Origin of the sequence: Bradyrhizobium sp. Pha-3 (assembly GCF_042258615.1) — a bacterium.
Lineage (GTDB): Bacteria > Pseudomonadota > Alphaproteobacteria > Rhizobiales > Xanthobacteraceae > Bradyrhizobium.
Genome location: NZ_CP170152.1, coordinates 5,507,878 through 5,534,850 on the forward strand (window position 1 = coordinate 5,507,878; position 26,973 = coordinate 5,534,850).

The 26,973-nt window shown below is 65.3% G+C and carries 33 protein-coding genes and 1 pseudogene; 19 read left to right on the top strand and 15 right to left on the bottom strand.

Annotated features, from left to right (window positions below):
- Positions 1-121 precede the first annotated feature (121 nt).
- The 3 genes from ACE10Z_RS26195 (at position 122) to ACE10Z_RS26205 (ending at position 1,094) form a co-directional block, all read left to right on the top strand.
- Positions 122-352 (top strand): DUF6894 family protein, encoded by a 231-nt coding sequence (locus ACE10Z_RS26195; RefSeq protein ID WP_173643281.1) that lies wholly within the window; start codon positions 122-124, stop codon positions 350-352.
- A 9-nt stretch (positions 353-361) separates the two neighbouring features.
- On the top strand, positions 362-535 hold the full coding sequence (locus ACE10Z_RS26200; RefSeq protein WP_375783340.1) for a hypothetical protein: 174 nt from the start codon (positions 362-364) through the stop codon (positions 533-535).
- A 322-nt stretch (positions 536-857) separates the two neighbouring features.
- A complete protein-coding gene (locus ACE10Z_RS26205; protein ID WP_016840755.1) occupies positions 858-1,094 on the top strand; it encodes a hypothetical protein in 237 nt (78 codons plus the stop codon).
- 115 nt (positions 1,095-1,209) lie between these two features.
- On the opposite strand, the gene ACE10Z_RS26210 is transcribed toward ACE10Z_RS26205, so the two are convergent.
- Positions 1,210-1,731: a DUF1993 family protein gene (locus ACE10Z_RS26210; RefSeq protein ID WP_375783341.1), complete on the bottom strand. Its 522-nt coding sequence runs from the start codon at positions 1,729-1,731 to the stop codon at positions 1,210-1,212.
- 152 nt (positions 1,732-1,883) lie between these two features.
- Positions 1,884-2,069 (bottom strand): hypothetical protein, encoded by a 186-nt coding sequence (locus ACE10Z_RS26215; protein ID WP_375783342.1) that lies wholly within the window; start codon positions 2,067-2,069, stop codon positions 1,884-1,886.
- 192 nt (positions 2,070-2,261) lie between these two features.
- On the opposite strand from ACE10Z_RS26215, the gene ACE10Z_RS26220 reads away from it, so the two are divergent.
- Positions 2,262-2,990, top strand: coding sequence for a class I SAM-dependent methyltransferase (locus ACE10Z_RS26220; protein WP_375783343.1), 729 nt, complete (start codon positions 2,262-2,264; stop codon positions 2,988-2,990).
- A gap of 89 nt (positions 2,991-3,079) precedes the next feature.
- Here ACE10Z_RS26220 and ACE10Z_RS26225 read toward each other — a convergent pair whose 3' ends face one another.
- Together ACE10Z_RS26225 and ACE10Z_RS26230 are read right to left on the bottom strand one after the other, a co-directional pair.
- Positions 3,080-3,430, bottom strand: coding sequence for a hypothetical protein (locus ACE10Z_RS26225; RefSeq protein WP_375783344.1), 351 nt, complete (start codon positions 3,428-3,430; stop codon positions 3,080-3,082).
- 161 nt (positions 3,431-3,591) lie between these two features.
- Positions 3,592-4,173 carry a septal ring lytic transglycosylase RlpA family protein gene (locus ACE10Z_RS26230; protein WP_375783345.1) on the bottom strand — a complete coding sequence of 194 codons (582 nt, stop codon included), beginning with the start codon at positions 4,171-4,173 and terminating at the stop codon, positions 3,592-3,594.
- A gap of 376 nt (positions 4,174-4,549) precedes the next feature.
- On the opposite strand from ACE10Z_RS26230, the gene ACE10Z_RS26235 reads away from it, so the two are divergent.
- Entirely contained in the window at positions 4,550-5,626 is a 1,077-nt protein-coding gene (locus ACE10Z_RS26235; RefSeq protein ID WP_375783346.1) for a hypothetical protein, read from the top strand.
- Positions 5,627-5,702: 76 nt separating this feature from the next.
- On the opposite strand, the gene ACE10Z_RS26240 is transcribed toward ACE10Z_RS26235, so the two are convergent.
- Positions 5,703-6,332, bottom strand: coding sequence for a L,D-transpeptidase (locus ACE10Z_RS26240; protein WP_375783347.1), 630 nt, complete (start codon positions 6,330-6,332; stop codon positions 5,703-5,705).
- 176 nt (positions 6,333-6,508) lie between these two features.
- Here ACE10Z_RS26240 and ACE10Z_RS26245 point away from each other — a divergent pair, with 176 nt between their 5' ends.
- Positions 6,509-6,898, top strand: a complete 390-nt coding sequence (locus tag ACE10Z_RS26245; protein WP_375783348.1) for a hypothetical protein — start codon at positions 6,509-6,511, stop codon at positions 6,896-6,898.
- A 5-nt stretch (positions 6,899-6,903) separates the two neighbouring features.
- On the opposite strand, the gene ACE10Z_RS26250 is transcribed toward ACE10Z_RS26245, so the two are convergent.
- Entirely contained in the window at positions 6,904-7,686 is a 783-nt protein-coding gene (locus tag ACE10Z_RS26250; RefSeq protein ID WP_375783349.1) for an SDR family NAD(P)-dependent oxidoreductase, read from the bottom strand.
- Positions 7,687-7,719: 33 nt separating this feature from the next.
- Positions 7,720-8,310 (bottom strand): NADPH-dependent FMN reductase, encoded by a 591-nt coding sequence (locus ACE10Z_RS26255; protein ID WP_375783350.1) that lies wholly within the window; start codon positions 8,308-8,310, stop codon positions 7,720-7,722.
- Between the two features lie 179 nt (positions 8,311-8,489).
- On the opposite strand from ACE10Z_RS26255, the gene ACE10Z_RS26260 reads away from it, so the two are divergent.
- Complete coding sequence (locus ACE10Z_RS26260) at positions 8,490-8,744, top strand: hypothetical protein (RefSeq protein WP_375783351.1); 255 nt, start codon at positions 8,490-8,492, stop codon at positions 8,742-8,744.
- 624 nt (positions 8,745-9,368) lie between these two features.
- Positions 9,369-11,450 carry a methyl-accepting chemotaxis protein gene (locus ACE10Z_RS26265; RefSeq protein WP_375783352.1) on the top strand — a complete coding sequence of 694 codons (2,082 nt, stop codon included), beginning with the start codon at positions 9,369-9,371 and terminating at the stop codon, positions 11,448-11,450.
- Between the two features lie 44 nt (positions 11,451-11,494).
- On the opposite strand, the gene ACE10Z_RS26270 is transcribed toward ACE10Z_RS26265, so the two are convergent.
- The 3 genes from ACE10Z_RS26270 to ACE10Z_RS26280 all read right to left on the bottom strand — a co-directional run bounded on the left by ACE10Z_RS26270 (position 11,495) and on the right by ACE10Z_RS26280 (position 13,620).
- Positions 11,495-12,658 carry an acyl-CoA dehydrogenase family protein gene (locus ACE10Z_RS26270; protein ID WP_375783353.1) on the bottom strand — a complete coding sequence of 388 codons (1,164 nt, stop codon included), beginning with the start codon at positions 12,656-12,658 and terminating at the stop codon, positions 11,495-11,497.
- 29 nt (positions 12,659-12,687) lie between these two features.
- Positions 12,688-12,813 (bottom strand): hypothetical protein, encoded by a 126-nt coding sequence (locus ACE10Z_RS26275; RefSeq protein ID WP_375783354.1) that lies wholly within the window; start codon positions 12,811-12,813, stop codon positions 12,688-12,690.
- A 129-nt stretch (positions 12,814-12,942) separates the two neighbouring features.
- Complete coding sequence (locus ACE10Z_RS26280; RefSeq protein ID WP_375783355.1) at positions 12,943-13,620, bottom strand: nitroreductase; 678 nt, start codon at positions 13,618-13,620, stop codon at positions 12,943-12,945.
- Between the two features lie 150 nt (positions 13,621-13,770).
- Here ACE10Z_RS26280 and ACE10Z_RS26285 point away from each other — a divergent pair, with 150 nt between their 5' ends.
- On the top strand, positions 13,771-14,019 hold the full coding sequence (locus ACE10Z_RS26285; RefSeq protein WP_076860250.1) for a hypothetical protein: 249 nt from the start codon (positions 13,771-13,773) through the stop codon (positions 14,017-14,019).
- A gap of 101 nt (positions 14,020-14,120) precedes the next feature.
- Here ACE10Z_RS26285 and ACE10Z_RS26290 read toward each other — a convergent pair whose 3' ends face one another.
- The 3 genes from ACE10Z_RS26290 to ACE10Z_RS26300 form a co-directional block, all read right to left on the bottom strand.
- Positions 14,121-14,366, bottom strand: coding sequence for a PilZ domain-containing protein (locus ACE10Z_RS26290; RefSeq protein ID WP_375783356.1), 246 nt, complete (start codon positions 14,364-14,366; stop codon positions 14,121-14,123).
- 70 nt (positions 14,367-14,436) lie between these two features.
- Positions 14,437-15,396, bottom strand: coding sequence for a helix-turn-helix domain-containing protein (locus tag ACE10Z_RS26295; protein WP_375789923.1), 960 nt, complete (start codon positions 15,394-15,396; stop codon positions 14,437-14,439).
- Positions 15,368-15,730 carry a hypothetical protein gene (locus ACE10Z_RS26300; protein WP_375783357.1) on the bottom strand — a complete coding sequence of 121 codons (363 nt, stop codon included), beginning with the start codon at positions 15,728-15,730 and terminating at the stop codon, positions 15,368-15,370. The genes ACE10Z_RS26295 and ACE10Z_RS26300 overlap by 29 nt, the downstream gene beginning before the upstream one ends.
- Between ACE10Z_RS26300 and ACE10Z_RS26305 the strand changes: the two genes are divergently transcribed.
- On the top strand, positions 15,720-16,829 hold the full coding sequence (locus ACE10Z_RS26305; RefSeq protein ID WP_375783358.1) for a DUF2336 domain-containing protein: 1,110 nt from the start codon (positions 15,720-15,722) through the stop codon (positions 16,827-16,829). The two genes, ACE10Z_RS26300 and ACE10Z_RS26305, sit on opposite strands and share 11 nt — an antisense overlap.
- Positions 16,830-16,837: 8 nt before the next feature.
- A complete protein-coding gene (locus ACE10Z_RS26310; RefSeq protein WP_375783359.1) occupies positions 16,838-17,140 on the top strand; it encodes a PilZ domain-containing protein in 303 nt (100 codons plus the stop codon).
- A 283-nt stretch (positions 17,141-17,423) separates the two neighbouring features.
- Here ACE10Z_RS26310 and ACE10Z_RS26315 read toward each other — a convergent pair.
- Positions 17,424-17,789, bottom strand: a pseudogene (locus ACE10Z_RS26315) (MBL fold metallo-hydrolase); the annotation flags it as partial.
- Between the two features lie 14 nt (positions 17,790-17,803).
- Here ACE10Z_RS26315 and ACE10Z_RS26320 point away from each other — a divergent pair.
- The 3 genes from ACE10Z_RS26320 to ACE10Z_RS26330 all read left to right on the top strand — a co-directional run bounded on the left by ACE10Z_RS26320 (position 17,804) and on the right by ACE10Z_RS26330 (position 19,244).
- Complete coding sequence (locus ACE10Z_RS26320) at positions 17,804-17,947, top strand: hypothetical protein (RefSeq protein WP_375783360.1); 144 nt, start codon at positions 17,804-17,806, stop codon at positions 17,945-17,947.
- Positions 17,948-18,022: 75 nt separating this feature from the next.
- On the top strand, positions 18,023-18,655 hold the full coding sequence (locus ACE10Z_RS26325; RefSeq protein ID WP_375783361.1) for a DapH/DapD/GlmU-related protein: 633 nt from the start codon (positions 18,023-18,025) through the stop codon (positions 18,653-18,655).
- Between the two features lie 52 nt (positions 18,656-18,707).
- Positions 18,708-19,244: a transposase gene (locus ACE10Z_RS26330; protein ID WP_375783362.1), complete on the top strand. Its 537-nt coding sequence runs from the start codon at positions 18,708-18,710 to the stop codon at positions 19,242-19,244.
- Between the two features lie 55 nt (positions 19,245-19,299).
- On the opposite strand, the gene ACE10Z_RS26335 is transcribed toward ACE10Z_RS26330, so the two are convergent.
- A complete protein-coding gene (locus tag ACE10Z_RS26335; protein WP_375783363.1) occupies positions 19,300-20,922 on the bottom strand; it encodes an ABC-F family ATP-binding cassette domain-containing protein in 1,623 nt (540 codons plus the stop codon).
- Positions 20,923-21,082: 160 nt separating this feature from the next.
- Here ACE10Z_RS26335 and ACE10Z_RS26340 point away from each other — a divergent pair, with 160 nt between their 5' ends.
- The 5 genes from ACE10Z_RS26340 (at position 21,083) to ACE10Z_RS26360 (ending at position 26,972) form a co-directional block, all read left to right on the top strand.
- A complete protein-coding gene (locus ACE10Z_RS26340) occupies positions 21,083-21,526 on the top strand; it encodes a DMT family transporter (RefSeq protein WP_375783364.1) in 444 nt (147 codons plus the stop codon).
- A gap of 287 nt (positions 21,527-21,813) precedes the next feature.
- A complete protein-coding gene (locus tag ACE10Z_RS26345) occupies positions 21,814-22,905 on the top strand; it encodes a hypothetical protein (protein ID WP_375783365.1) in 1,092 nt (363 codons plus the stop codon).
- Positions 22,906-23,047: 142 nt separating this feature from the next.
- Entirely contained in the window at positions 23,048-25,822 is a 2,775-nt protein-coding gene (locus ACE10Z_RS26350; RefSeq protein WP_375789924.1) for a xanthine dehydrogenase family protein molybdopterin-binding subunit, read from the top strand.
- On the top strand, positions 25,819-26,343 hold the full coding sequence (locus tag ACE10Z_RS26355) for a (2Fe-2S)-binding protein (RefSeq protein ID WP_375783366.1): 525 nt from the start codon (positions 25,819-25,821) through the stop codon (positions 26,341-26,343). The genes ACE10Z_RS26350 and ACE10Z_RS26355 overlap by 4 nt, the downstream gene beginning before the upstream one ends.
- An 11-nt stretch (positions 26,344-26,354) precedes the next feature.
- A complete protein-coding gene (locus ACE10Z_RS26360; protein ID WP_375783367.1) occupies positions 26,355-26,972 on the top strand; it encodes an Isoquinoline 1-oxidoreductase subunit in 618 nt (205 codons plus the stop codon).
- Position 26,973 lies beyond the last annotated feature (1 nt).

Below are 26,973 nucleotides of genomic sequence, written 5' to 3' on the forward strand. Positions count from 1 at the left end.
CGCGTGATTCAAATCGTCTGGATTCCCCGTAGTTTACCTATGGGGGATCACCCGGATTCTAAGTGCCCGCGCGCGCTGCTATTTCAGCGCAAGAGAATCGCTTCGGCATGGGAATCGGAAGATGTCCGCAGTTTTCTTTCACTGCTCCGACGACAAGCACGTCATCCTGGATCGCATCGGCGCCGCGATGGATTTTTCGGAGGTGCGGGTGCATGCGGAGCAGCTGGCGCGCAGCTTTGTCATGACACCGAGTGTGGAAGACTGGCGCAACTGGGCGGTCCACGTCACCGACGATATCGGGACCGAGATCTTCGAGTTGCCGTTCACCGCCGTCCTCGGCGAATTGCACTGAGGGCATGCCATGAATTCGATGGAACTCGCCCTGCAGCCCTTGCGGCGCGGCCTCGCCCACCTCGTTGCGCGCTGCGTCGCGTTGATTGAGGGCGTCATCAACCCCTATCGCCCCGAACTGTATTACATGCGCGGGCCCGGCCCGAAATGCCGCGCCAGACGGCAGGCCACGCTGCGCGACTAGGCCGAGGGCTTGAGCGACGAGAAAAGGCCGATGGGCGTTACGCCACCGGCCTTCTCCTGCGGCTGCCGGTTCCCGGAGTCCGGTTCCGCCGCAATTCCACCTGGTCCCAAGCTTGCGACGACAGTTTTAATCAAATCTTAACGGCATGGCGGTGAGCTGGATGACAGGACTCCTTCGCCGTGCCGCGCTGTGTAGTCGTTCATCGTGCGTGGAGCGTTGCACACGTTTTGCACCGGTCGCTCTACGATTGTGCGCGATGCATCTTAGGGAACGCACGACTCAGTGTTACCCTGTGATGCAAACCGAAACGGAGAACTTCGGAATGCCGTACTACACCTTCGATCTCGTGGTGGGGGACGAGTTCCGCAATCAAGGAACGATCATCCTCGAAGACATCAGCCTCGCGTCCGATCGCGCCGATCAGCTCGCCAACGAGCTGTCGCAGGTCAAGCCGGAGTTGAAGGCGCGCGGCTGCGCCGTGCGCGTCACCGACATTGACCGGCGCGAGCTCTACCGGACGCCGCTCGATCCTGTGCCGCGGTGGCGCAGGGCGGGCTAGCGTCCGCAGGCTTGAGGTTCAACTGATCGCGCCGGCCCGCGCGCGGTCTTGATCTTGCTGCGTGCGAGGCGGCCGGTGTTGCCGCCTCAGCAAGACCAATCTGCGCGCGGCCCGATCACTTCTTCATGTTCAACCGGCCAATGAAGTCACGTTTGCCGAGCGGCGCGCCCTTGTGGCGGAGGATGTCGTAGGCGGTGGTCGAGTGGAAGAAGAAGTTCGGCAGCGAGAACGACATCAGGAATCCCTCGGCCGTGAACGGCATCGTGCGCTCGCCGAGCTTGAACATGACTTCACGCCCGACCAACGCATTGACCGCGTCCGGCGTCAGGGCCGACAATTCGCTGTGCGCGTCCTTCACCAGGGTCTGCAGTGCGGCGTAGTCCAGATCGGGCTTGCCGGACGGCGGGACGAACACGCCGTTCTTCGCAGCCTCCACCGCGCCGCGGGAATGATGCGCGAGCGAGACCACCTGAAAGCGGAACGGCAACATGTCGGGAAACAACCGGGTCTCGACGATCTCGGCCGGATCGATGCCGTTGACCTTGAAATGCGCAAGGCTCTTGTCGAGAAAGCCCGAGGCGGCGCCGAGGATCTGCAGATAGTTGGCAACGGTCGCGTCGTACAGTGAAAAGGTCATGGCGAATTCCCCCAGATCAAATTTGTCTGCTGCTTGCCGGAACAGAGTTCCCGGAATTTCCAGCAAAGGCAAGCACCCCTGGGGGATTCGCAACTCAAACGGCCCAGCGCGCAGCGCCGGTTCATTCGATCAAACATCGTGGGCTCGCGCCGTCAGCTCTGATGCGGTCCGCGCATCATCTTCATGGCGTCCTCGATATGGCGCCACTCGCGGACCTCTTCGGTCTCGCCCTTGCTCTCGCAGGCGATGGCGTTCTGCGCCGCCTCGGCAATCGCCTGCAGGCCGTGCTTCTCCAGCATCTGCCGCGCGATGGTGTGGACCTGCATCTCGGCTATCATGGCGCTCTCCTCTGCTGTCTGACGCCGCAGGGACAGGCGTGACCGCGCGTCCCGCGGGGCTGACATCAGAAACCGCCGAGCGCGGCGTCTGGTTCCAGCGGCACCGCCGGCGCGACACAATCAGCGGTTCCCACGCGCCGCAGCGGCGGATACAGAGAGGCGGTCCCCGTTGCTTCCCGAGTTGCCGGACCCATGGCGCAGAATATCTATGACGATCCCGGCTTCTTCGCCGGCTACAGCCAGTTGCCGCGGCAGGTCCGCGGACTGCTCGGGGCGCCCGAATGGTCCGCGATCCGCGCCATGCTGCCTGACATCGCGGGCAAGCGCGTGGTCGATCTCGGCTGCGGCTTCGGCTGGGTGTCGCGCTGGATGCGGGAGCAAGGCGCCTCCGGCGTGCTCGGCGTCGACCTCTCGCAGAACATGATCGCGCGCGCCACGGCGGTGACGCAGGATCCGGCTATCGCTTACGAGATCGCCGACCTCGAAACGCTGGAGCTGCCGAAGGCCACATTCGACCTCGCCTACAGCGCCCTCACCTTCCACTACATCAGGGACTTCGATCGCCTGGCGCGGATGCTGTATCGCACGCTCGTCCCGGAGGGGCATCTGGTCTTCACCATCGAGCATCCGATCTACATGGCCGCCACCCATCCCGACTGGGGACAGGACCAGGACGGCCGCAAGACCTGGCCGGTCAACCGCTACTTCATCGAAGGCGAACGCCGGACCGACTGGTATGTGAAGGGCGTGCTGAAATATCACCGCACCATCGGCACCACGCTCAATGCGTTGATCGGCGCCGGCTTCACGCTTCGCCATGTCGAGGAATTCTCCCCGACGCGGGAGCAGATCAAGGCTGTGCCCGAACTGGCTGATGAACTCGAGCGGCCGATGATGATGCTGGTGTCAGCGCAGCGCTAGCGCATGATCCGGAAAAGTGCGAAGCGGTTTTCCCTCGCGACAAACGCGTAGCGTTTGCGCGGAGATCATGCGCAAACAGCAATAGAGCATTACGCCGCGAGCAGCTTGTCGAATTCCTCGGGCGGGTATGATTTTCCGTCCTTGTCGGTGATCACCACCTGCCATCCCTCGCTCGCCCAGACCTTGGCCTTGGCGATGATGATGAAGGTGCTCTCCCGCTCGATCCTGACCGTTTCGTTCTCGCGTTCTGCGATCATCTTGTAGGCCAACGCTTGTCCCTCGCCGACATCATCCATTCGGCGGTGTGTTGGCAGCGACGTTGGGCCGCAATTCGCCGGGAGCATGACAATTTGGTGGAAGCGCTGGCGCCGGATGCGGCAGAGCGCATGGCACAAAGAAAAACCCCGCCTCGGTGGGACGCCAAGGCGGGGAAGGTTCATTGGGTAGAAATCCACGCGCCTGCTAAACGAGAGCGCGGGGAAGTAGCGGCGACAATTCTATTGGGATGGGTCGTCCGGACAACAGGATTAAAGCGCACGCAACGCCGGGACTTTTTCCCGATCCGTCCGGCAAAAATCCCGAACCTGGCTCGCGACGCAGCTCACTGCACCACGTCGAGCCGGACATTCGCAACGCCCTTGCCGATCATGCCGAGCGACTGGGCGGCAGAATATGAGACGTCGACGATGCGCCCGGGAACGTAGGGCCCGCGGTCATTGACACGCACCGTGACCGAGCGGCCGGTCTTGACGTCGGTAACGCGCAGCTTGGTGCCGAACGGCAATGTCGGATGCGCGGCGGTCAGTTCGCGCCCGTCGAACTTCTCGCCGCTCGCGGTCTCCTGCCCTTCGCTGTAGAAGCTCGCGACGCCCTGCGAGGCGATCCTGGTGTGGGCGGTCTTGCGCGCAGCGTAAGGCGTGTGCTTGCGCGCGGTTGCGACATGCGTGCGCGTCGCCGATGAAGCAGCCCGCGTCGGCTCGGCCGATACCGGCCGGCTCGCGAGCGCCTGCGAGCGCTGGCTGATGACGGAGGACTGCGCACAGGCCGCAAGCGACGCGGCGCCGATCACGATGGCGCAGAGCCGCAGCGGCCCTCGCGCATAAGTCAACAAAATCGCGGGCGCAGCACCGCGTGCGCTGCGTTTGACGTCGACGTACGAAATGACTGCATCGTCGCGTGACATGTTGCACCCCCAACTCGCGCCCCAGCCCAAGCCGAAAATCCAACACCCGCATGGCCGAATCCAATCGGGGCGGAACGGTGGCGGAGCGCGGTCGGACGTGCCGCAGGCGACCCGATTTCCCCTCGGGTGTGGTGGATGCGCCACACAACCAGTGAGATTCACCCGGAAACGCGATCATGGAGCTTCCCGAGCGCCCGGGCGGGCGCCTGCCCCCCGGCTCCCAGCATCGGTTCCCGAAACTCCCCAACCTCTCCACCCTCTCGCCTTGCTTTGGTCAAACCGGACTGGAGTCGTGGGGTCAGGGCCAGGGGTCGTACAGAGCTCAAATTGCCGGCCGCCCATTTGCGGTTGACCTTGGACTGAAACGGGGACCGCCATGCAATCGACACTGAAAGACGCAGATCCGCACGATATTTTCGCGATCGAACCTAGCTTCGCTCCGGCACGCCCGGACAACGCCGCCGCGCCTGCACCCGCCGCCAAGGCAGCGCCGGGGCTGCGCGAACCATGGTTCGGCCCGAGCCTCGCGCCCTCTTCCACGCCACAGGTCGCGCCCGCCGCCCCCGTCGCCTCGGTGCCACCGGTGACACCGGTGACACCGATACCAGCGGCGCCGCCGCCGGCCGCGCCGGAATACAGCACCGCGAGCCATGACGGCAGGCTGGACGACATCAGGCTGGAGCGTGCGCCGCGTCCGACCAACAAATGGGCGATCCGCGCCTTCTGGTTCCTGTTCGCGATCGCCGGCGCCATGGGCACCGCGGCGTGGCAACACTACGGGCATCGCGTCAAGCAGGTGGTGGCGGAGTACGTGCCCCAGGTCGAGGCCCTGACGTCGCTGCTGCCAGGCAGGGCCACTCCCGCTGCCGACCAGGCGAGCCCGCCCGCGCAGGCGGCTGCCGCCGATCAGCCGGCTGAGGCTGCTCCGGCGGCTGCGCCACAGGACGTCGCTACGGCTGCGCCCACTCCTGCCGCGGCAGCGGCGCCGATCGCGCCCACAGCAGCGGCGGCGCCGGTTGCCCCGGCGGCACCAGCCGACCAGACGCAGTTATTGCAGTCGATGGCGCACGATCTCGCGTCGATGGGACAGCAGATCGAGCAGCTCAAGACCAGCATCGATCAGCTGAAGGCGGGCCAGGATCAGTTGACGCAACGGGTCGCACGGACGACTGAGACCAGGGCCGTCGAGCCGCGGCCGGTTGCGCCGCGCCCACGTGCCGCGATCGCACCGCCCCCGACGGCGTCACACACGGCCGTTGCCCCGCCGCCGGTGCGCCGGTCGTACCCGCCGGCACAGGCCTACATCCCGCCGGCATCAGCAGCACCGCTGCCGGCGCCAGTTGCGGCCGCACCGCAGGCCGTCGCGCCGCGGCCGGTGCAATCGCAGCAGTCCTCTGTTGTCGATGCCGATGAAAACGGGCCGGTGGTTCGGCCGCCGATGCCGCTGCGCTGACGGCCAGCTAACGCGTGAAAGAAAAGGCGCCGATCGCGATAACGCAATCGGCGCCCCTTGCACCTCAATTTGCGAATTACGCGCTCTGTCCCGGCGGCAGCACGACCACGGTCGCGCCCGGCTTGACGTGCTGGTAGAGATCGATGACGTCCGCGTTGTTCATGCGGATGCAGCCCGACGAGATCGCCTGCCCGATATATTCGGGCTGGTTGGTGCCGTGGATGCGGTAGAGCGTGTCCTTGTTGCCCTGGTAGAGGTAGATGCCGCGGGCACCGAGCGGATTGGCCGGGCCGCCGGCGACACGCGCCGGATACGGCCCGAGCCGCTCCTGGATGTCCTTGGTCGGAACCCAATCCGGCCATTCGGCGAGACGGCCCACGGTCGCGACGCCGGAGAACGCCATCGCCTCCTCGCCGACGGCGACGCCGTAGCGGATCGCCTTGCCGCCGGGCAGCACGTAATAGAGGTAGCGCGCGTCGGTATCGACCAGGATCGAACCCGGCTGCTCCTTGCGCGTGTAATCGACAATGTGACGCTGGAACTGATCCGGAATCCTGGCCTCCGCATAGGGCGGATGCGCCAGCAATTGCCGATCGCGCGGCGTCATCGCGGCATCCGTCACCGGCGACAGCGTCGCCTGCATGCAGCCGCCAAGTGCGAGCGAACCCATCAGCACCGCAGCAAGCCCCAACTTCGACACGATCATTCTCCCCTGCGTCAAGTTGTGGCACTTGCTGCCGAAATCGTGCTGAAATCGTGGCAGCCCAGACTGGAACACGGCTGTTTGATCGGTTCCTTCCGCAAGTGTGTCCTTACGGTTGCAGTCGGTTCCCGCGGACGCTAGCTTTGCGGCAAAATGTCTGAAACATCGGGAGGAATTCGATGCGTTACGCTCTGCTGATCGGCGGCCTGATTGTCGCGGCAACACCGGCCCACGCCGATCCGCGCGCGGCCTATGTCACCATGGTGCTGCAGGCCTTTGCCGCCAAGGTCGAGTGCCCCGGCACCGATCTGGTCTATCAGGACCTCGTGCAGCGCGCGCAGGACATGCACCTGCCCGACGGCACCACCGAGCAGGTGCGCAAGGCGATCGCCTTCATGCATACCGGCGGCAAGATGGGCGAGAAGCAGGCCGACGACCTGATGACCGAAGTCGCGATCGCGACGCAGAGCACCGACCTCGACCAGCGCCGCGCCGGCAGCATGACGACCTGGTGCCAGGACCAGAAGACGCGGCTTGCGGGCTACATCAGGACGAAGACGAAGGAGTAAACTTCTTAGTCGAACTCCGGCGGCGCGAACCAGTTGGTCAGCGACAGGCCGCCGTCGACCACGATCGATGCGCCGGTGACGTAGCCTGCGAGCCTGTGCGAGAGCACGGCGAGCGCCATCGGCGCAAGATCGTCCGCCTGACCAAGCCGCCCGAGCGGAATGTGCTTGGCCAGCGCGGGATCGGCGACGAAGCCGCCGGCCGCGATCGCACCGGGCACCAGCGCATTGACCCGGATGCCGTAGCGGCCCCAGCTCTTGGCCAGCTCCTTCACCAGCATCGTCATGCCGGCCTTGGCCGTCGAATAATGCGGCAGGTTGCGCGGCGTGCCCGCATGCAGCGAGGTGAGCAGCAGGAACGAGCCCGGCGTGTTCGCCGCGATCAGCTTGCGCGCCAGTGCGCGTGACAGATGAAAACCGGCATCGAGATTGACCGCGTGCATCTGCCGCCAGGTCTCTTCATCGACCGCCATCGCGTGATCGGCCTCGCGGCGCGGCGGCGAGGCGCTATGGACGAAATGGGTCACCTGCCCAATCGTGCCTTGCGCATGCGCCAGCAGCGCGTCGCACGCCTCGCGCTGCGCGAGATCGCCGATCCAGGGCACTGCAAGCTCGGGACGCGGAGCGGCCTTGATCGCGGCCAGCACCTTGTCCTCCTGCAGGTCGGCGAACACCGTGCGCACACCTTCGCCGACCAGGGCCTGCGCGACCGCGCGGCCGATGCCGTTGCCGGCGCCGGTCACCAGGGCAGCCTCGCGCGCGGGATCGAAGAGCGATGTGAAGGGGCTCATGATGCATGTCTCCGCGGACGCGCAGCCCTGTGCTCAGTATGGCGGCGCCTTGCGCGCCCGCTGTGCCTTGGCGGCTTCGATCCACCAGGTGAAGTCGTCGGCGAAGCGTGGAAAGGCGCGCTCGAGCGACTTGCCGCCCTCACCGATCGGCTTGCCTTCGGCGGATAGGGTCTGCGCGATCGGCCCCGCGCTGATCGAGCTCGACACCACCACCATGCCCATCTCCGACAGCGTACCGTGCCAGGCGGTCGCGGCGCGCGCACCGGCGAACCGCCCGGCCGAATAGCTTGCGATCGCCGCCGGACGCCAGAACCATTCCTCGAGGAAATGATCGGTCAGGTTCTTCAGCCCGGGCTGGATGCCCCAATTGTATTCGCCGGTGACGAACAGGAAGCCATCGGCGTCGCGGATCTTGCCGGCGAGCGTTTCGAGCACGGCCGGCGCCTGCCCCTTGGGATGCTCCTTGTACATCCGGTCGAGCATCGGCAGGCCGACCTCCTTGGCATCGATCAACTCGACATCGTCGCCGCGTCCCCGAAGGCCGTCGACGACGAAGTGCGCCAGGCGGATGCCCATGCGATCCGAACGATAGGAGCCGTAGAGAACGAGAATGCGGTGGGTCATGATGGCGCGATCCTACCACGGCGCTGCGACAGCCGTCCCGCGGCTGACGCGCAGATGTTAACGGGCATTCCGGCGCGTTTTCCCGGCATTAAGCAATTCGTCGCAGGTCGCCCGCCGCGGCCAAAAATTGCCAGATTTGTTTTCTGGATATGTTTTCGCTTCGAGAAGGAGAACCCGACATGCGGATCGCAAAGCAGGTCTTCGCAGGCTCGCTCGCGGCCATCGCTGCCATTGCCACACCAGCGCTGGCGAAGAGTGCCGAGCGGCAGAGAGCCGACGAAAAAGCCGCCACCACAACCAATTCGGCCGGCTGCCAGGCCTACCAACAGGCTGCCGACGGCACCTGGAACCAGCTTCCCTGCGGCGAAGCGGGCACAGGCGGCGCGACCCAGCACCGCGCCGCGACCAAGGGCGCTGACGAAGACTCACGCTAGAGTCTCTGTGGGAACCGCTGCGCGTACGCCAATCGGCGGACACGGTATCGTACAGCTGTCGCCGCATTCCCGGTCTTAACCTCTCTCCTTACGGAGGGAGCCGGATGTTCAAACGAGTGGCAATCGCGGTACTTGGGCTTTCGCTCGCGCTTCCATTGATACCATCGGAAGCTGCGGAGCAGCATCGCGGCGGCGACGCCGCGCTCGGCGCGTTGTCGGGCGGGATCATATTCGGCCCCATTGGCGCCGTCGCCGGCGCCGTCGTCGGCTACACGGCCGGACCGTCCATCTCTCACTCGCTCGGCGTCCGTAGCCATCAGACACATGCGCGGCGGACCAAATCCGTCAGACAGGCGCAGGCATCCACGAAGTATCGTCAACCCGCACCGGACCGTCAGGCGGCACTCCCTGAGGCGGCGCCGGCAGCGGCACCGGCACCGCCGCCGTCTCCCCTCGAGACGGCAACGACAATGCCGCCGGTCCAGCCGCTGGAATAGGCGACGGCCCCGCCGGAGTACCTCCGGTTGTCGCCGCTCGAGTGAACGCCCGATCATAACCCAAGCTTAATGCGCACCCGGTACGGTTGAGGCCTTCCCTCTCCCGTCAAGAAATGGCGCGCATCCCATGAAAATCGGTACTCTCCTGACGGCCGCGATCGTCTCTTTGTCCGCGGTCGGCGGTGGCCTGGCGGCCTATGTCGCGGCGACCAAGTACCAGACCATGGACAAGGTTTCGACTGCGCAGAGCCGGCTCGAAATCGTCCGCGCCGTTGGCGATATCCCGCGCTACATGAACCCCGAGCGTGGCTATGCCACCAACCTTCTGCTTGGGGGGGCGACGATCGATCCGAAGCAGATCGCCGAGCTCGACCGTCAGCGTCAGCTGACCGACAGCGCGCTCGCCAAGGTCAACCAGGTGCGCCCCACCCTGCCGGGATCGCTCGACGATGGCGAGGCCGTCGCGCGCGAGATCGATGCGCTGAAGCTGAAGTTTGCCGGACTGCGCGACGCCATCGCGACCGCAATCTCAGGTCCGGCCGATGCCCGCCGCGCGGCCGCCGGCAAGATCGTCGCCGACAATTCCGTATTCAACGCCGGTGTCACCACGCTGCTCGACGAGCAGGTGCGCCGGCTCGCCGGCCTCGACGGCAATGCCTATCGCCAGGCCAGCTACGCCAATGTCGCCTGGATGCTGCGCGACACCGGCGGCCTCAATGCCAGCCTGCACAAGGCGCTGGTCGGCGCCAAGCGCGTCGCGACCGATCAGGAGAAGCAGGAACTCTACCGCTCGACCGGCCGCACCGAGCAGATCCTCTCGACGCTGCAGGAATTGCGCAACAATCCGGCGACGCCCGCCAATGTCATGACCGCGCTCGGCAAGATGCAGGCCGACTATGTCGAGCGCTTCGGCAAGGCGCTGAAGCTTGCCAAGGAAGGCGCCGTGACCGGCAAGTATGAGCTGGATCTCGACACCTACTATCCGGAATCGCAGATCGGCCTCGCCGCCATCATCACCGTACGCGACGCGTTCTACGAGAATGCCGAGCAGGTGCTTGCGAACGCCTATTCGTTAGCGCGCCTCAGCTTCGTGATTGCACTGACCGGGCTGCTCGCGGTCATCGCCGTCAGCGCCGGCCTCATCGTCGTGGTCCGCCGCCGCATCCTCAACCCGATCGCCGCCCTCACCGGCCGGATGTCGCGCCTCGCCGCGGGCGACGTCGCCGAGGCGATCCCGGGCGCCGCGCGCAACGACGAGATCGGCGCGATGGCCGCCGCCGTGCAGGTGTTCAAGGACAACAGGATCGAAGCCGATCGCCTCGCGAGCGAGAAGGAAGCCGAGAACGACGTCAAGATGCGCCGCGCCCGCGTGCTCGACGATCTGACCCGTGCTTTCGAAGCCAAGGTCACCGAACTGGTCGGCGGATTGTCCGCGGCGTCCTCGGTGATGGAGGATACCGCGCAATCGATGTCCGCCACCGCGGCCGCCACCAACCGCCAGGCCGCGGTCGTCGCCGCGGCGTCGGATCAGACCTCGACCAACGTGCAGACGGTGGCGAGCGCGACCGAGGAACTGACCTCCTCGATTTCGGAGATCGCCCGCCAGGTCGCGACCTCGACCGAGATCGCCGCGCGTGCCGTCGACCATGCCCGTCGCACCGGCGACACCGCGCGCTCGCTGGCCGAAGGCGCCCAGAAGATCGGCGATGTCGTGACGCTGATCCAGAGCATCGCGGCGCAGACCAACCTGCTCGCGCTCAACGCGACCATCGAGGCGGCCCGCGCCGGCGAGGCCGGCCGCGGCTTTGCCGTTGTCGCCTCGGAAGTGAAGTCGCTGGCCGGCCAGACCGCGAAGGCGACCACTGAGATTTCCGAGCAGATCACCGCGATCCAGACCGCAAGCGACGAGACCGTGACGGCGATCCGCAGCGTCGTCGACGTCATCACCGAGATCGACCAGATCGGCACCGCGATTGCCGCCGCGATCGAGGAGCAGGGATCGGCGACCAAGGAGATCTCGCGGAGCGTTCAGGAAGCCGCGCGCGGCACCCAGGAGGTCAATTCCAACATCTCCGGCGTGCAGCGCGCCGCCGACGACACCGGCGCCGCGGCAACCCAGGTGCTGGGCGCGGCCGAGCAGCTCTCGACGCAGTCCAAGGACCTCGCCGGCCAGGTCAACCGCTTCCTCTCCGACGTGCGGGCGGCGTAGCGTGCAGGCGGGGCACGACCCCGCCTCACACGACTGACGGACCGTCAGCCGCCGCGCAGGCCAAGCACGCGGCGGGCGATCGCCTGGCGATGGACCTCGCTCGGGCCTTCGTATACCCGCATCAGGCGGGCCTTCTGCCAGAGCGCGTTCAGCGGCAATTCCAGCGTCACGCCGAGTGCGCCGAGCGTCTGCATGGCGTGGTCGCAGGCGTCATAGGCCATCTCGGTCGCGAACACCTTGATCATCGAGGCCTCGTGGCGGATGTCCTCGCCGCGATCAGTCTTGTCCGCGGCCTCGCGCACCATCAGCCGGCACGCATGCATGCGGGTGGAGATATCGGCGATCCACCACTGGATCGCCTGGCGCTCGGCGAGCTTGACGCCGAAGGTCTCGCGCTGCTTGGCGTGCTCGCACATCATGTCGAGCGCGCGCTTGGTGATGCCGACGCAGGTCGATCCCATCTCGAGCCGTCGCGTGCGCAGGCGCAGTTGCATCGGCGCGTAGCCCTTGCCGACCTCGCCCAGCACCGAGTCCTTCGGGATACGGCAGTCCTCGAACACGATCTCATAGGTCGAGCCGCCGCCGACCATCGGGATCTCCCGCTCGATGATGAAGCCGGGCGTGCCCTTCTCGACGATGAAAGAGGTGATGCCGCCCTGGCGCTGGCCGTTGCCGACGCGCGCCATCACGATGATGAAGTCGGCGGCGCGCGCATTGCTGATCCAGATCTTGCGGCCGTTCAGCACCCACTGTTCGCCATCGAGCACCGCGCGCGTCTTCATGCCCGCGGGATCGCCGCCGGCGCCGGGCTCGGAGATCGCGATCGCCGACGCCATCCGGCCCTCGATATAGGGCTGCAGATATTTCTTCTTCTGCGCGTCGGTGCCGACCGCCTGCAGCATGCGCAGGTTCGGCGAGTCCGGCGGCAGCACGAACGGCACGCAGCTGCGGCCGAGCTCTTCGTGTACTGCAGCCATCGTGCGCGTCGGCAAATCGTGGCCGCCGAGTTCCTCGGGCGCATCGAGGCCCCAGAGCCCGAGCTCCTTGGAGACGTCGCGCAGCCGCTTGCGCTGCTCAGCGGTGAGCTCGGGATGATCGCTGCCGGGCAGTTTGGATTTCAGATATTGCGGCTCGAGCGGGATGAGTTCGCGATCGACGAATCTCGCGACGGTCTCGCGGATCATGGCTGTCTGTTCATCGTCGCTCATCTGAGATTCCTCGCCTGTGCTGTTTCGCTTCACAAAACCAGTAGCGCATTTTTTGTCGGCACAAATAGCGGAAACGCGCACTCGCGCTCACGCTCGCGCGAGGGTTTCATGGTGCGGAATTCAATATCCCGCGGCGCGGTCAGCGCGTGCGCCATTGCGCCGGCCGACCGGGCGCGTCGAGCAATCGATCACGCAGCGCAAGGTTATCGGCCGCAAGCAAGCGATCGACGATCAGCGTTCAGATCGCCGATGCTGCCGGTGCTCCGCACTGGTCGGATCATGCGCTACTCGGCAAACCCGACATAGCGGACAAAGTCGCTGTTGGCCTCGCGGTCCGAACGCACCGCGTTGGCGGCGAAGCTGTCGTCGGGATAGCCCATCGCGACGCAGGTCATGATCACCTGGTCTTCCGGGATATTGGCGACCTCGCGCACGATGTCGGAGCGCATGATGCCCTGGCCGTTGATCACGCTGCCAAGGCCGCGATCCCAGGCTGCCAGTACGATGCCGTAGCAGAGCGCGCCGAGGTCGAAATGGCAGACCGCGCCGGGATCGAGGATCCGGTCGTAGGCCAGCACCAGCGAGACCGGGGCGTCGAACTGGCGGAAGCCGCGCAGCACCCAGTCCTGCCGCATCGGCTTGTCCTCGCGGGCAATCCCCATGGCCCCGAACAGCTTCTTGGCGATGTCGACCTGGCGGCCGCGGTGCACGCCCTGGTATTCGCCATGGCTGACGATGTCCCGCTTGGCCTTGGCGCCGGCGATCATCTCCTCCATGTTGCGGCGGCGCACCTCTTCCAGCGGCGCCCCGGTCAGGACATGGACGTGCCAGGGCTGGGTGTTCATCGAGGACGGCGCGCGCTTGGCCACCTCGATGATCTCCTCGACGGTCGCCCGGGACACCGGCTGCTTCTTGAACCCGCGCACGCTTTTGCGTGTCTGTACCAGCGTCTCGAATTCCATTCCGCGTTTCCCCCATTTTGTTCCGCGCTGCACACGGAATTTTCTCACGGCTATCCGGGTATTTTATAGACAAATTCGGCTGTGGGAACTTGATCGGGCCAAGAATCCGATATCCAATCCGGACACTGGTTTGGTTTAGGGAGAACCCAGATGAAGCGGATTTTCTTGGCGGCCGTGATCGCGACCTTTGCCGCCGGTTCGGCATTTGCGCAGGACGCCTCCTGCGAGACGAAGGCCGTCGGCAAGGACGGCAAGCCGCTGGCCGGCGCGGCCAAGACCTCGTTCATGAAGAAGTGCACGATGGATACCTGCGAGACCAAGGCGGTGGGCTCCGACGGCAAGAAGCTCGCCGGCGCGGCCAAGACCTCGTTCATGAAGAAATGCCAGAGCGGCGCCTGAGCCCCTCGTGGCGCTTATTTAGCCCCCTCAATCGGGACAGACTTCATCGGGACTCGATCGGGTCGCGCAGGGCGCGGCCCGAACCGCTATTGATCGGTGCCTCAGAACGAGACGCCGACCCGCACGCCCCTGCTCCAGACCCGCCGGCAACGCTTTTTGGTGTTGCCGTGAAACATCTCGAAGCGTTCCGGCAACTGCACGGGCTTCGAAAATTCCAGGCAGGCCCCGCCGGCGGAGTAATCCACCAGCCGGCATTCGATCAGGGGCGCCTTCGGTTCGAGCTGGAGCTTGACCACGCTAGACACGCATCCTGACGGACGAACACGCGCAAATCGTCGGGGATGCATCAGGCCGCCTCTGGTGGAATCGTACCAACAGATTCGCAACCGTCCGTTAAGATTCCGTTCAGGCGAATTGTTACGATTCGTGTCTGCCGTCTGACGGATCGGCGGGCACGACGCCGGCACGGCGCGAGGCTGCCAGCGTCTCCGATGGCGCTTCCCCGAACTGCGACCGGTAGCTCCGCGAAAAATCACTCAGGTGCCAGAACCCGTAGGCCAGCGCACAAGCCTTGACGCTTGGCGCACCGGCGAGCAGTCGCTGGCGCACCAGCCAGAGCCGGCGCAGCCGCAAATAGCGATGCAGGCTGACGCCCCGGTAGCGCTGGATCGCGTCGTGCAGCGTGCGCACGGACACTCCGATCTGCCTGGCGAGTTCGCCGCTGTAGATCGGGTGAGCGACGTCGCCGGCCAGGATGACGCGCGCGTCGTTGAAGACCTTGAACTGGCGCGTCGTGTTGGCCCGCGTCGTCCACTTGGCCGGCACGATCTCGGCGAACGCGTTGTCGATCGCGGCCAGCAGCGTCTCCTTGATCGACGCCCCCGTCGCGAACTCGGCAATCGTGACCTGGTTCGATGTGACGAGCAGAACCTGCCTCACCACTTCGCGCAGCCGATCTTGCGCGCGTTGAGAGATCTCGTGAATGCTGAAATGGAGTCCGGCACTCGGCCAGCCGCGGTCGACAATCTCCGGCGTGAATATCATCGAGACATATTGGCGGGGCGTCTCCTCCACGGAGGTGTAGAACGCGCCGCCGCCGCCGAGCACGATCACCGCACGATCGCGCTCGACGCCGTTGAACCGCATCGGAACGCCGTCATCCATCGTGAAGCCGACCGCGGTCGTCTGCCGCGCAAGCTGCGCGTCGACGATCCGTGGGAACGACTGCGTGTAATTGAGCTCGCATCCCGGCAAACTCAGGATGACCTGCTCGGCCGAAATCTTTCGCGCAAGTGGCGTGAAATCAACATCCAGATCTCGGATCGAACTCCGGAATGCATCAACATCGTCAAAACGAAAGACTCTCGGCACCAGCAATGGCGCCGTCAAATGACTGCTCCTGTGAAATGGTCTCTAAAATTTGCACGCGGCGCCGCGCACAGCGCGCCTGCCGCATTAATAAATTCCGTGCACAAAATACGAATCGTCCAATGAGCTCAATCAGGAAAAATGCGGTCCGCTCGTCGAACCGGACAATCAGGCAAAATAGCGCTGCTGCCGAATTTCGATAGTGTTTGCCAGGATATCCACTGTTGGGATCAGCCTCCACATCAATTTCTATACCCCTATTAAAGATTCGGGGAGCAGATTGACGTTGGGAACGATGATGTTCCCCGTCGCGGAACATTTTAGGGACCGCAATGACAGCCATTGCCTCGCCCGATCTTATTGCCAAGCTCGACCATGTCTTGAGAGCCGGTTCCCCAGACCTCCGCACGCGCATGCTGCAGGAGGTGGCCCGGCTGTTTCTCGACGACGCTCACCGCCTCAACGAGCATCAGGTCGGTCTGTTCGACGACATCCTGATCCGTCTGACCGAGAGCGTCGAGCTGCGCACCCTGACCACGCTCAGTCGCTCGCTCGCCGACTTGCATCTGGTGCCGCGGGAGCTCGCCCGTCGCCTCGCCAACCATGACGATGCCGATGTCGCCGCTCCGATCCTGCGCAAATGCGCGTGCATTCCGGACGCCGATCTGATCGACATTGCCTGGATGCGGGCCGAGGGACATCTCTGCGCCATCGCAGGACGCAAGGCCGTCAACCAGGAGCTCACGGACATTCTGCTGATGCGCGGCGACAGCAATGTGCTTCGCGCGCTCGCGCGCAATCCCGGCGCGGACATGACCAGCGCAGGCCTTGCCATGATGGTTGATGCCGCCGAGCGCGATGAAGACATCGCGGCCGCGCTGATCTCGCGCAAGGAGCTGCCTCACCGTGTTCTTGCCGATCTCGTCGTGCGATCCACGCCGCGCCGGCAAGCCCGGCTGCTCAAGATCGCACGCCCCGAGATCAAGCAGGCGATCCGCGCTGTTATCGAGGCCAGCGCAGCCCGCGCCTCCGCAACCCCACCAGCCACGATCGACTATGCGGAGGCGCGGGCTACGGTGATGGCCCTCAACAATTCCGGACAGCTGAACGATTCCAGCGTCAACCGCTTCGCGATCCGGCAGGAAGTCCACAACGTCGTCGCGGCGCTGGCGCAGCTCGCGGCCGTTCCGATCGCGACGATCGTGCCGCTGATGGAAGCCGCCGACATCAGCGGGCTCGTGATCGCCTGCCGCGCATCGCGGCTGAACTGGAATACGACGGCCACGGTCGTCAGCTACCGTAAGGCCGGATTGAAGGTCGCACCGGATGAGCTTGAGCAAGCGCGGAAGATGTTCGAGGCACTGCCGCTCTCAAATGCGCAGCGCATGATCCGGTTTGGCTCGCTGAGCGAGCTGGCTGCGAAACCCATTCAGGCAGTGTGAGTTGCGTCATGACGTATGGTGACCGCAGGGCGGAGCGTGTCAGGCTCGAGACGCGCCATCCCGTCAATCTCATGGGGGTCGACGGCACCTGGCGGCGGAGCTGCATCCTGCTCGACGTCTCACAAAGCGGTGCCCGGCTCGAGGTCGACGGAACGCTTGATGTGCTGAAGGCCCAGGAGTTCTTCCTGGTCTTGTCCTCGCGGGGACTGGCGTTTCGCCGCTGCGAGCTGGTGCGTGTCGACGGCACCGAGATCGGCGTGCGATTCATCGAAGAACGAAAGCGAAAGGGACGCGCCGTCATTCCGAAATGAGGATTGGCTGCAACCGGCCCCCAGGGGAAGTTGACGACATGACCATGCAGAGACCAACCAGCATCGCGGTATCGGCGGTCTCCGCCGCACCATTGCGCGGCACCATCGCAATCGACTGTGCCGGCAGCGTCGCGACGTTCGAGATCGACGAGGAGCTCGCCCATCGCCTGTGCACGGACCTGGAACGGTTCCTGACCCAGGTGCCGCGCGGGACCCGCGCAGCGCGGTGACCTTGAACTGCCGACTGCCGCGCCCTACCGGCGCTTGAAGCGATAGTCGAAGCCAGATCGCCGGCGACCACGGCACGCTGTCCCTTCGAGAAGATGTTGACGCAGCAATGGCAGGGCGAATGGCCCGGCGTCGGCGTCAGCGTCACGGTGTCGTCGAGCGCATAGTCGTCGTCGACCAGCAGCGCCTGCCCGGCTTCGACGATCGGCAGGCAATTGTCGCGAAACACCGTGCCGGGCGGATTGGCGCCCTTGGCGTTCTCGGCCTCCCAGGCGGCATACTCGCCCTTGTGGAAGACGTATTTTGCGTTCGGGAAGGTCGGCACCCAGCGCCCGTCGCGCAGCGTGGTGTTCCAGCCGGTATGGTCGATATGCAGATGGGTGCAGAACACGTAGTCGATTTGCTCGTAGGAGATGCCGAGCGGCAAACAGCGCGGTGTTCGTGCTCGGCCCCTATCAGGGCGGCGAATTCTCGACCGGGGTCGACGATGCCGGCCTATTCCGGCGCCTGCCCGAGAACTATTCCGGTGGCATCTGGACCAACGAGATCGAGACCATCGCCCGCCTCGCCGGCCGGTAGATCCGGCGTCTCCTGTCATCTCGCTGTCATAGAAATCGTGCGACTGAAGCCGCTCGTTGCATCGAGGATAACGCTATGAACGGACTGACCGCCGCCCGCCCCAAGCTTGCCGAAACCGTCATCGAGCCGACGGTGAAGCTGCGGGAGGTCAAGGTCGGCCGTTGCTGCGAAGTCCTCGGCGACACCGCGATCGAATACACCGAGCTCGGCGATTACTCCTACCTCGGCAGCGGCTGCATGGTCGCCGACGCCGTGATCGGCCGGTTCTGCGCGATTGCGGCGCAGGTCCGGATCGGCGCGCCCAATCATCCGGTCGAGCGTCCCTCGCAGCATCGCTTCACCTATTGCCCTGAATATTACTTGGCCACAGCCGAGCGCGATCACGGCTTCTTCAGCGACCGGCGTGCAGACCGCGTCGTGATCGGCAACGACGTCTGGATCGGCCATGGCGTGATCGTGCTGCCCGGCGTCACGGTCGGAGACGGCGCGGTGCTGGCGGCCGGCGCGGTGGTCTCGCGCGATGTCGCGCCCTACACCATCGTTGGCGGCGTGCCGGCCCGGCCGATCAAGGAGCGGTTCAACCGCAAGATCGCGGCCGAGTTGTCGCAGATCGCCTGGTGGAACTGGCCGGCCGAGACCATCTGGGAGCGGCTGCCGGAATTCCAGTCCGGAGACGTCGAGGCGTTCTGCGCGCGGTGGCGGCCTTAGCAAATCCGGTAGCCCGGATGAAGCGAAGCGAAATCCGGGGTAATCTATCCGCATGGTGCGCTATCGACGTAACTTCATACCCGGCGGCATGTTCTTCTTTACGGTCACGTTAGAAGACCGGACATCGTCGCTTCTCGTCGAGCATGTCGGGCTGTTGCGCGATGCCTTTCGCGCAACGCGCGCCAAGAAGCCGTTCACGCTGGATGCCATCGTGATCCTGCCGGATCACCTGCATACGGTAATGACGCTACCACCTGGCGACAGCGACTTTCCAGATCGCTGGCGGCAGATCAAGAGTCATTTCACGCGCGCCGTTGTTGCCGCCGGCGTGCCGCTCTCTGCAAACCACCGCGCCGAGTACCCGCTTTGGCAGAGACGGTTTTGGGAGTACACGATCCGCAACGAACGCGATCTTGAGCGTTGCATAGACTATGTCCACTACAATCCCGCCAAGCACCGGCTGGCCTCATCGCCTGTCGACTGGCAACACACGTCCCTTCACCGATACATCAGGGAAGGGATTTTGCCGGCTGATTGGGGCGGCGGCGGAGCTACAGACAACAACGACTTTGGCGAGCGGAAGGACTGACCCGGATTTCTTCGCTTCATCCGGGCTACGAAGTGGGTGGGTATAATTGCGTGAGCTAACTCCGCAACCCCGGTGCTTCCTGCCCGGTGCGCGCGACGTATTCGGTGTAGCCGCCGCCATATTGGTGGATGCCATCAGGCGTCAGCTCCAGCACGCGGTTGGAGAGCGCGGCGAGGAAATGCCGGTCGTGGGACACAAACAGCATCGTGCCCTCGAACTCGGCGAGTGCGTTGATCAGCATCTCCTTGGTGGCGAGGTCGAGATGGTTGGTCGGCTCGTCCAGCACCAGGAAGTTCGGCGGATCGAACAGCATCTTGGCCATGACGAGCCGCGCCTTCTCGCCGCCCGAGAGCACCCGGCATTTCTTCTCGACATCGTCACCCGAGAAGCCGAAGCAGCCGGCGAGCGCGCGCAACGAGCCCTGGCCGGCCTGCGGAAACTGGTCCTCCAGCGACTGGAACACGGTGCGCTCGCCGTCGAGCAGGTCCATCGCGTGCTGGGCGAAGTAGCCCATCTTGACGCTGCCGCCGACCGCGACCGCGCCGTCATCGGGTTCGGTTGAACCGGCGACCATCTTCAAGAGCGTCGACTTGCCGGCGCCGTTGATGCCCATCACGCACCAGCGCTCCCGGCGGCGGATCATGAAGTCGAGGCCGTCATAGATACGCTTGCTGCCATAGGCCTTGTGAACATTCTTCAGGCTGACGACATCCTCGCCGGAACGCGGCGCCGGCTGGAATTCGAACGCCACGGTCTGGCGCCGCCGCGGCGGCTCGACCCGCTCGATCTTGTCGAGCTTCTTGACCCGGCTCTGCACTTGAGCTGCGTGCGAGGCCCGCGCCTTGAAACGCTCGATGAACTTGATCTCCTTGGCGAGCATCGCCTGCTGCCGCTCGAACTGGGCCTGCTGCTGCTTGTCGGAGAGCGCGCGCTGCTGTTCGTAGAATTCGTAATTGCCGGAATAGGTGGTGAGCTGGCCGCCGTCGATCTCGACCACCTTGTTGATGATGCGGTTGATGAACTCGCGATCATGCGAGGTCATCAGCAGCGCGCCTTCATAGCCCTTCAGGAACTGCTCCAGCCAGATCAGGCTTTCGAGATCGAGATGGTTGCTCGGCTCGTCGAGCAGCATGACGTCGGGACGCATCAGAAGAATACGCGCAAGCGCGACGCGCATCTTCCAGCCGCCGGAGAGTTTGCCGACGTCGCCGTCCATCATCTCCTGGCTGAAGCCGAGACCGGCCAGCGCCTCGCGCGCACGGCCGTCGAGCGCATAGCCGTCGAGCTCCTCGAACTGATGCTGCACCTCGCCATAGCGCGCGATGATGTCGTCCATCTCATCGGCCTTGTCGGGGTCGGCCATCGCGGCTTCGAGTTCCCTGAGCTCGGCCGCCACCACGCTGACGGGTCCCGCCCCGTCCATCACCTCGGCAACCGCGCTGCGGCCGGACATTTCGCCGACATCCTGGCTGAAATAGCCGATCGAGATGCCGCGATCGAGCGAGACCTGGCCTTCATCGGGGATTTCCCGGCCCGAGATCATCCGGAACAGCGTGGTCTTGCCGGCGCCGTTCGGGCCGACGAGGCCGATCTTCTCGCCCTTCTGGAGCGCCGCGGAGGCTTCGATGAAGAGGATCTGGTGGCCGACTTGCTTGGAGACGTTATCGAGGCGGATCATGCTCTATTACTGGAAACTGAGGGTTTGCGGCCTCTTATTCGATCTGGGACGTGGGTGGAAGCCCATTCCTTGCGGTTTCGCGCCGTGCTCCATGCATGCCACGATCGTTGCCAATGGAATATGACATCAAGCTCTTCGGCGATCGGTTCTGGGGCAACGCATGCAAGTTTGGCTTCTCTATCTCCTCGCGCTCGGTGCCGGCATCAGCGTCGCCACGCAGCAGGTCCTGAACGGCAACCTCCGGTCCGCCCTGAACTCGCCGGCTTGGGCCGGGCTGGTCAGCTATCTCGGCGGGCTTGTGACGATGGCGGTCGTGCTGGTGGCGACGCGCGAGCCGGTGCCGTCCTGGAAGCTGGTCTCGGCCGTGCCGTGGTGGGCCTGGAGCGGCGGCATCCTCGGCGGCGTCTTCATCCTGCTGATGATCCTGCTGCTGCCGTCGCTCGGCGCCGCGACCTTGCTGGCGCTGGTGGTTGCCGGTCAGATGATCGCGGGCATCGCGATGGACCATTTTGGTATGTTCGGGCTGGCGCAGCATCCGGTTTCGATTTCACGGCTGGCCGGCATCGCGCTGATCATCGGCGGCGTGCTTCTGATCAAGGATTGAGGCCATCGACAAGCCGGTCGATGCGATTGATTCCCTGAATGAGAAAGCTCCGCTGAATCCGTATCCGTCGTCGAATGACGTTATGACGCAACCACCCCGGGTGGTAGTCTCTGGGTGTGGACACCCGCCGATTCGTCGCTTAGCTGTAAGCACCCGCCCTCGTCGTGTTGCGTCATGCGGGACCGACCCTCCCTGTTCATTCGCGTCAAAAGAGTTGCGCATCCCGCCAGCGTCGAGAGGCCGCATCCCCGGCTTCGGCGTGAGTCGGAGGTTGCGAGGAGCACAACATGACCCATCGTTTCCGTTTGGTCGCTGCACTAGCATTGCTGCTCGGTAGCGGTAGCGCGGCGCTGGCCCAGTCGCTGCCCGACTACATGGCGCCGATCTCGGGCAAGACCACCTCCACGCCGGCCGATGTCGCGACCAAGGACGTGCTCGCACTCAACACCGGCATGTTCGAGCTCTATGGCGATGCGGCGCGGATCTTCCAGAAGAACATCCTCGACAAGCATCCGGTGATCCTCGGCCTGTTCTCCGGCGCCGGCGGCCGCCTGATCCTGTACCGGCCGGGCAAGCCGCCGACCGAGGCGCCGCAGGTGCCGGTCGTCTATCAGCTGCTCAAGTCGGTCGGCCACAGCACAATGGCGCTGGCCGAGGTGGTCGGCCCCTATGTCAACAATCCCGACGACAAGGCGTGGCGCGGCTCGATGCAGGCCTATCGCAGCCGGATGCAATCGGCACTCGACGGGCTCGATGCCACGCCAATGCAGGCGGACTGGCGCGACAACAATCGCGCCATCCTCAAGAACAACATCGCCTTCATGGATGAATGCCTCACCGCGGGCGCGATCCCCTTCGCGACGCTCGAGGCGTTCGGCAAGAAGCAGGCGCCGCTGCTCGCCAAGAACGTCGCCTGGGCCGCGCAGACCCAGGTCGCGCACTGGATGACCGTCATGGCCGACTGGAAGACCCAGCTCGGCGCTGACTGGGACAAGACCTATGGCGCGAGCAACACGATCTATGTGGCGCGGCAGAACAACGTGATCTTCAGCGTGCTGGCGCAGTTCTTCGGGCCCGACGCCATCAACAGCCGCCTGATGCTGATCGAGACGATTTCCTTCACCACGACGCCGTCGGACATGCTGGAGTCGCTGACCCGGATCATCGCCGACCGCTCGGTCGGCGCGCTGTTCTTCGGCAGCTATCATTTGATGGACTTTGAACTGATGGGGGGCGATGCGCGCGAGGCGATCATCGCCGAGACCAAGAAGCGCGGCATGACGACCTTCCTGCCGCCGCTGGTGCCGTTCGGTTCCAAGCAATGGCCGACCCTGATCACCCCGGGTCCGGGACCGGCCACCATCGCAGACCTCAAGTGAGGCCAGATCTACAAGCGAGAAGGCTACGACCTATTGCGGCATTGCGATTGCGCTCGCTTTGCCGCAACACTGCAGCGTGTATTTTGCCGATTCATAAACCGCGGCGCGACGTGCCGCCGAAGCGTTGATGAGAGATCAGACCATGCGGCCCTCGCGACGCGATTTCGTGAAGTGGTTGTCGGCAGGCGGCATCTCGGTCAGCCTGTCGCATCTGGCGCTTGCGAAGGAACCGGCCTTCGCAACCCGCGAGACGCTTCCCGGGCGCGGCCACTTCAATCCGGCGGCCAACGGCGCCGGCCGGGTCGACGGACTGGCCAAGGTCACCGGCGCAAAGCTCTACGCCTCCGACTTTCGCGCCGCCGACATGCCGGGCTGGCCAGCGACCACCTCGCACGCCATCCTGGTCCGCGCCAACGACGCCACGCATGTCTATGCCGGCATGGACCTCGCCCGCCTCGACGGTCCGGCGAAGCCCTCGGTCGTGGTGACTGCGGCCGATCTCGACCGGATCGGCACGCGGGTGCCGGAGTTCTACACCGGCGATCTGTTCTGCCCGGTCGGCACGACGCCGATCTATCTCGGACAGCCGGTCGCGCTGTTGATCTTCGAGCAATTCGATGCCTTCGACCGGGCGCGCATCGCGCTGCGCGATGTCGGCTTCGTCAAGTTCGGCGACGAGACCGGTCCGGTGAGCCTGCCGAACTACGGCGCCTATCGCTTCACCCGTGTCGCCGGCGCCACGCCTGATGCGCCCGACCTCTATTCGCCGATCCAGGCCGGCTGGGTCTCGCCGAGCCGCATCCAGAATGCAGCGCTGCCGGTCTGGCTGCCGCTCGCCAAGGAGACCAAGGCCGACTACGCCAGGGCCGCAATCCGTGGCGAGGAGATCCGCTCCCTGCTCGCCAAGGACGATCCGTCGCAGCTCGTGCTCGACCGCGAGTTCGAGACCCAATCGGTCGATCCGATGTTCCTCGAACCCGAGAGCGGGCTCGCCTGGTACAGCGACAACAGCGGCAATCTCGAGCTGGTGCTCGGCGTGCAGTCGCCCTATGAGGCAACCGAGTCGATCGCGCATCTGCTCGGCAAGGCCCGTCCGCCCTTCCGCCCCTCGCACATCAACGCGCAGTTTGCCCATGTCGGCGGCGGCTTCGGCGGCCGCGACCACACCCCGTTCGTGCTTTACGTGGCGCTGGCGGCGATGTTCTTCCCGGGACGGCCGGTGCGGCTGGCGCACGATCGCTACCAGCAATTCCAGGGCGGCATCAAACGCCACCCGATCAAGATGCGCTCGCGGATCGGCATCGATCGCAAGAGCGGCAAGATCACCGCGTTCGCGGCCGACCATGTGCTCGACGGCGGCGGGCTCGCCAACTTCTCCGCCAATGTCGCGACCGTGGCCGCCGCCGCGGCGATCGGCATCTACGACGTCCCGAAGGTCGACGTCACCACCGTGGCGCTGCATTCGCGCGGCGTCACCGCCGGTTCGATGCGCGGCTACGGCACGCTGCAGACCATGACCGCGCTGGAAGTCTTGATCGACGAAGCGGCGAGCGAGCTCAAGGTCGATCCGATCGCGTTCCGCCGCAACAACGCGCTGAAGCAGAACGGCCGGACCATGACCGGCAACCCCTACATCGTGTCGGTGCGCACGCCCGAAATCCTCGACAAGCTCGAGACGCACCCGATCTGGCGGCAGCGCGCCGACTTCAAGCAGAAAGCACCGGAAGGACGGCTGGTCGGCACCGGCTTGGCCTGCGTCACCAAGGATTACGGCGCGGGCGCGGATTGCTCGCTCGGCCGGGTCGAGATCGATCCCGAGGGACGGATCGCGATCTTCTGCGACCACGTCGAGATGGGCAACGGCATCGGCACCGCGCTTGCCAACCGCGTCGCCGGCCATCTCGGCGCCGTCGCCGATGAGGTCGCCGTCTCCCGGGTCGACAGCTACGAGGCGCTCGGGCTCGTGACGTCCGGTAATCCCTACACGATGGATCAGAAGGCCCAGGATCTTGCCGAGAAGAACCCGCGCTGGGTGCCCGTGATCAGCTCGGCGACGAGTGCGTCGATCGGCGCCCATGTCGGCACGCACTCCTCGGCCGAGGCCGCCCGCGTCATCTTCCGCTTCGGCCTGTGGCCGGCGGCGCTCGAGCTCTGGCACATCGGCAAGGCCGATCCGCGCGCCCGGCAGTGGGACAGAGCGCGCTGGAGCGATGGCCAGCTCGTGCTCGATGATCTCGCGCCGCTGCCGCTGCCGAAGCTTGCCGCGACCGCGCATGCGCGTGGCTTCGTCACCGGCGCGGTGGCGCACAGCTTCTCGCGCTGGGCCTGGTCACGCGCGCGCTTCCCGCTATCCGGCGAGCAGTACCGCGCCGACATCGACGCACTCGCGATCCGGCGCGGCCGCGGCCGGTTCGAGCGGATCGACCGCGTCAGCGTCAAGTTTCCGCCGACCGACAACAACCGGATCGGCACCGCCTACACCTCGATGTGCGGCGCGCTGGTGCGTGTCGAGATCGAGCGCGCCACCGGCATCCTGCGCATCGCCAAGGCCTACAGCGTGTTCGAATGCGGAAAGGCGCTGGCGCCTGAAGTGGTGCTCGGCCAGTCGCATGGCGGTTTTGCCATGGGCGTCGGCTACGCGCTGCTCGAAACGCTGCCGCCGTTCGAGGGCGGGCCCGGCAACGGACAGTGGAATCTCGGCCAATACCTGATCGCGCGCGGCTCCGACCTGCCGCTGCACGATCTCGAGATCGAGATGCTGCCGCCGCTGACGCCGGACGAACCGCCCAAGGGCATGGCCGAGGTGGTGATGATCCCGATCGTGCCGGCGCTGCTCAACGCCATCAACGATGCCACCGGCCACCGCTTCCGCTCATTGCCGGTGACATCGAGCCTGCTCAAGGGAGCGCTTGCGTGACGAGGCTCAATCTCACCATCAACGGCCAGAAGCACGGCCCGATCGAGGTCCGCGACGACCTCTCGATGAACGATTTCCTTCGGGAAATGCTCGGCATGACCGGCACCAAGTTCGGCTGCGGCGCCGCGCAATGCCTGAGCTGCGCTGTCATCATCGATAACCCCGACGGTACGAGCTACACCAGCCCGACCTGCGTGGTGCCGGCGGCCAATTTCGACGGCATGGCGATCCGCACCGTCGAGGGCCACGCCAAGGACGGCGAGCTCTCCGCGTTGCAGCGCGCCTTCATCGACCACTTCGCGTTCCAGTGCGGCTATTGCACGGCCGGCTTCCTCAACGAGGGCCAGGTGCTGCTCGAACGGCTGGCGAAAACGCCGGTCGCGCGGGACCAGCTCGAGACGATCATCGCCGATGCGCTCGACGGCCATCTGTGCCGCTGCACCGGCTACATCAAATATCATCAGGCGGTGCGCGACGTGATCCTCGCCGATTCCAAACGCTATCTGACCGCCAACAAATGAGCGTGCGCGCAATGACATCGGAAACGCGGTTTCGGATCATTGCAGTGCTGACGGCGCTTGCGACCAGCCTGTGCGCCGGCTATGCGGCGTCGGAGAGCGCGAGCCACGCCCTCGCCTCGCCGGAGAGCTTTGCCGGCATTGAGAATGTCGAGCAGCGCTCCGCGGCGATCTTCACCGAGCTCGGCAAGGTGCTGACCCATCCGCGCTGCACCAATTGCCATCCCGCCGGCGACAGCCCGCGGCAGGGCGACATCAGCCGCATGCACCAGCCACCGGTCGCACGCGGCGCCGATGGCCATGGCACCAGCGCCATGCGCTGCTCGATCTGCCACCAGCACGCCAATTTCGATCCCGGTCGCGTGCCGGGTCACCCCGAATGGCACCTCGCGCCGCGCGAGATGGCTTGGGCCGGCAAGACAATTGGCGAGATCTGCGAGCAGATCCGCGACCCCGCGCGCAATGGCGGCCGCAAGGTCGAGGATCTGATCGAGCATATCGGCAAGGACACGCTGGTGGGCTGGGCCTGGCATCCCGGCTTCGGCCGCTCGCCGGCGCCAGGCACGCAAGCAGAGGCCGGCGCCTTGGTCGAAGCCTGGGTGAAGACCGGCGCGGCCTGCCCCGCGCCATGAG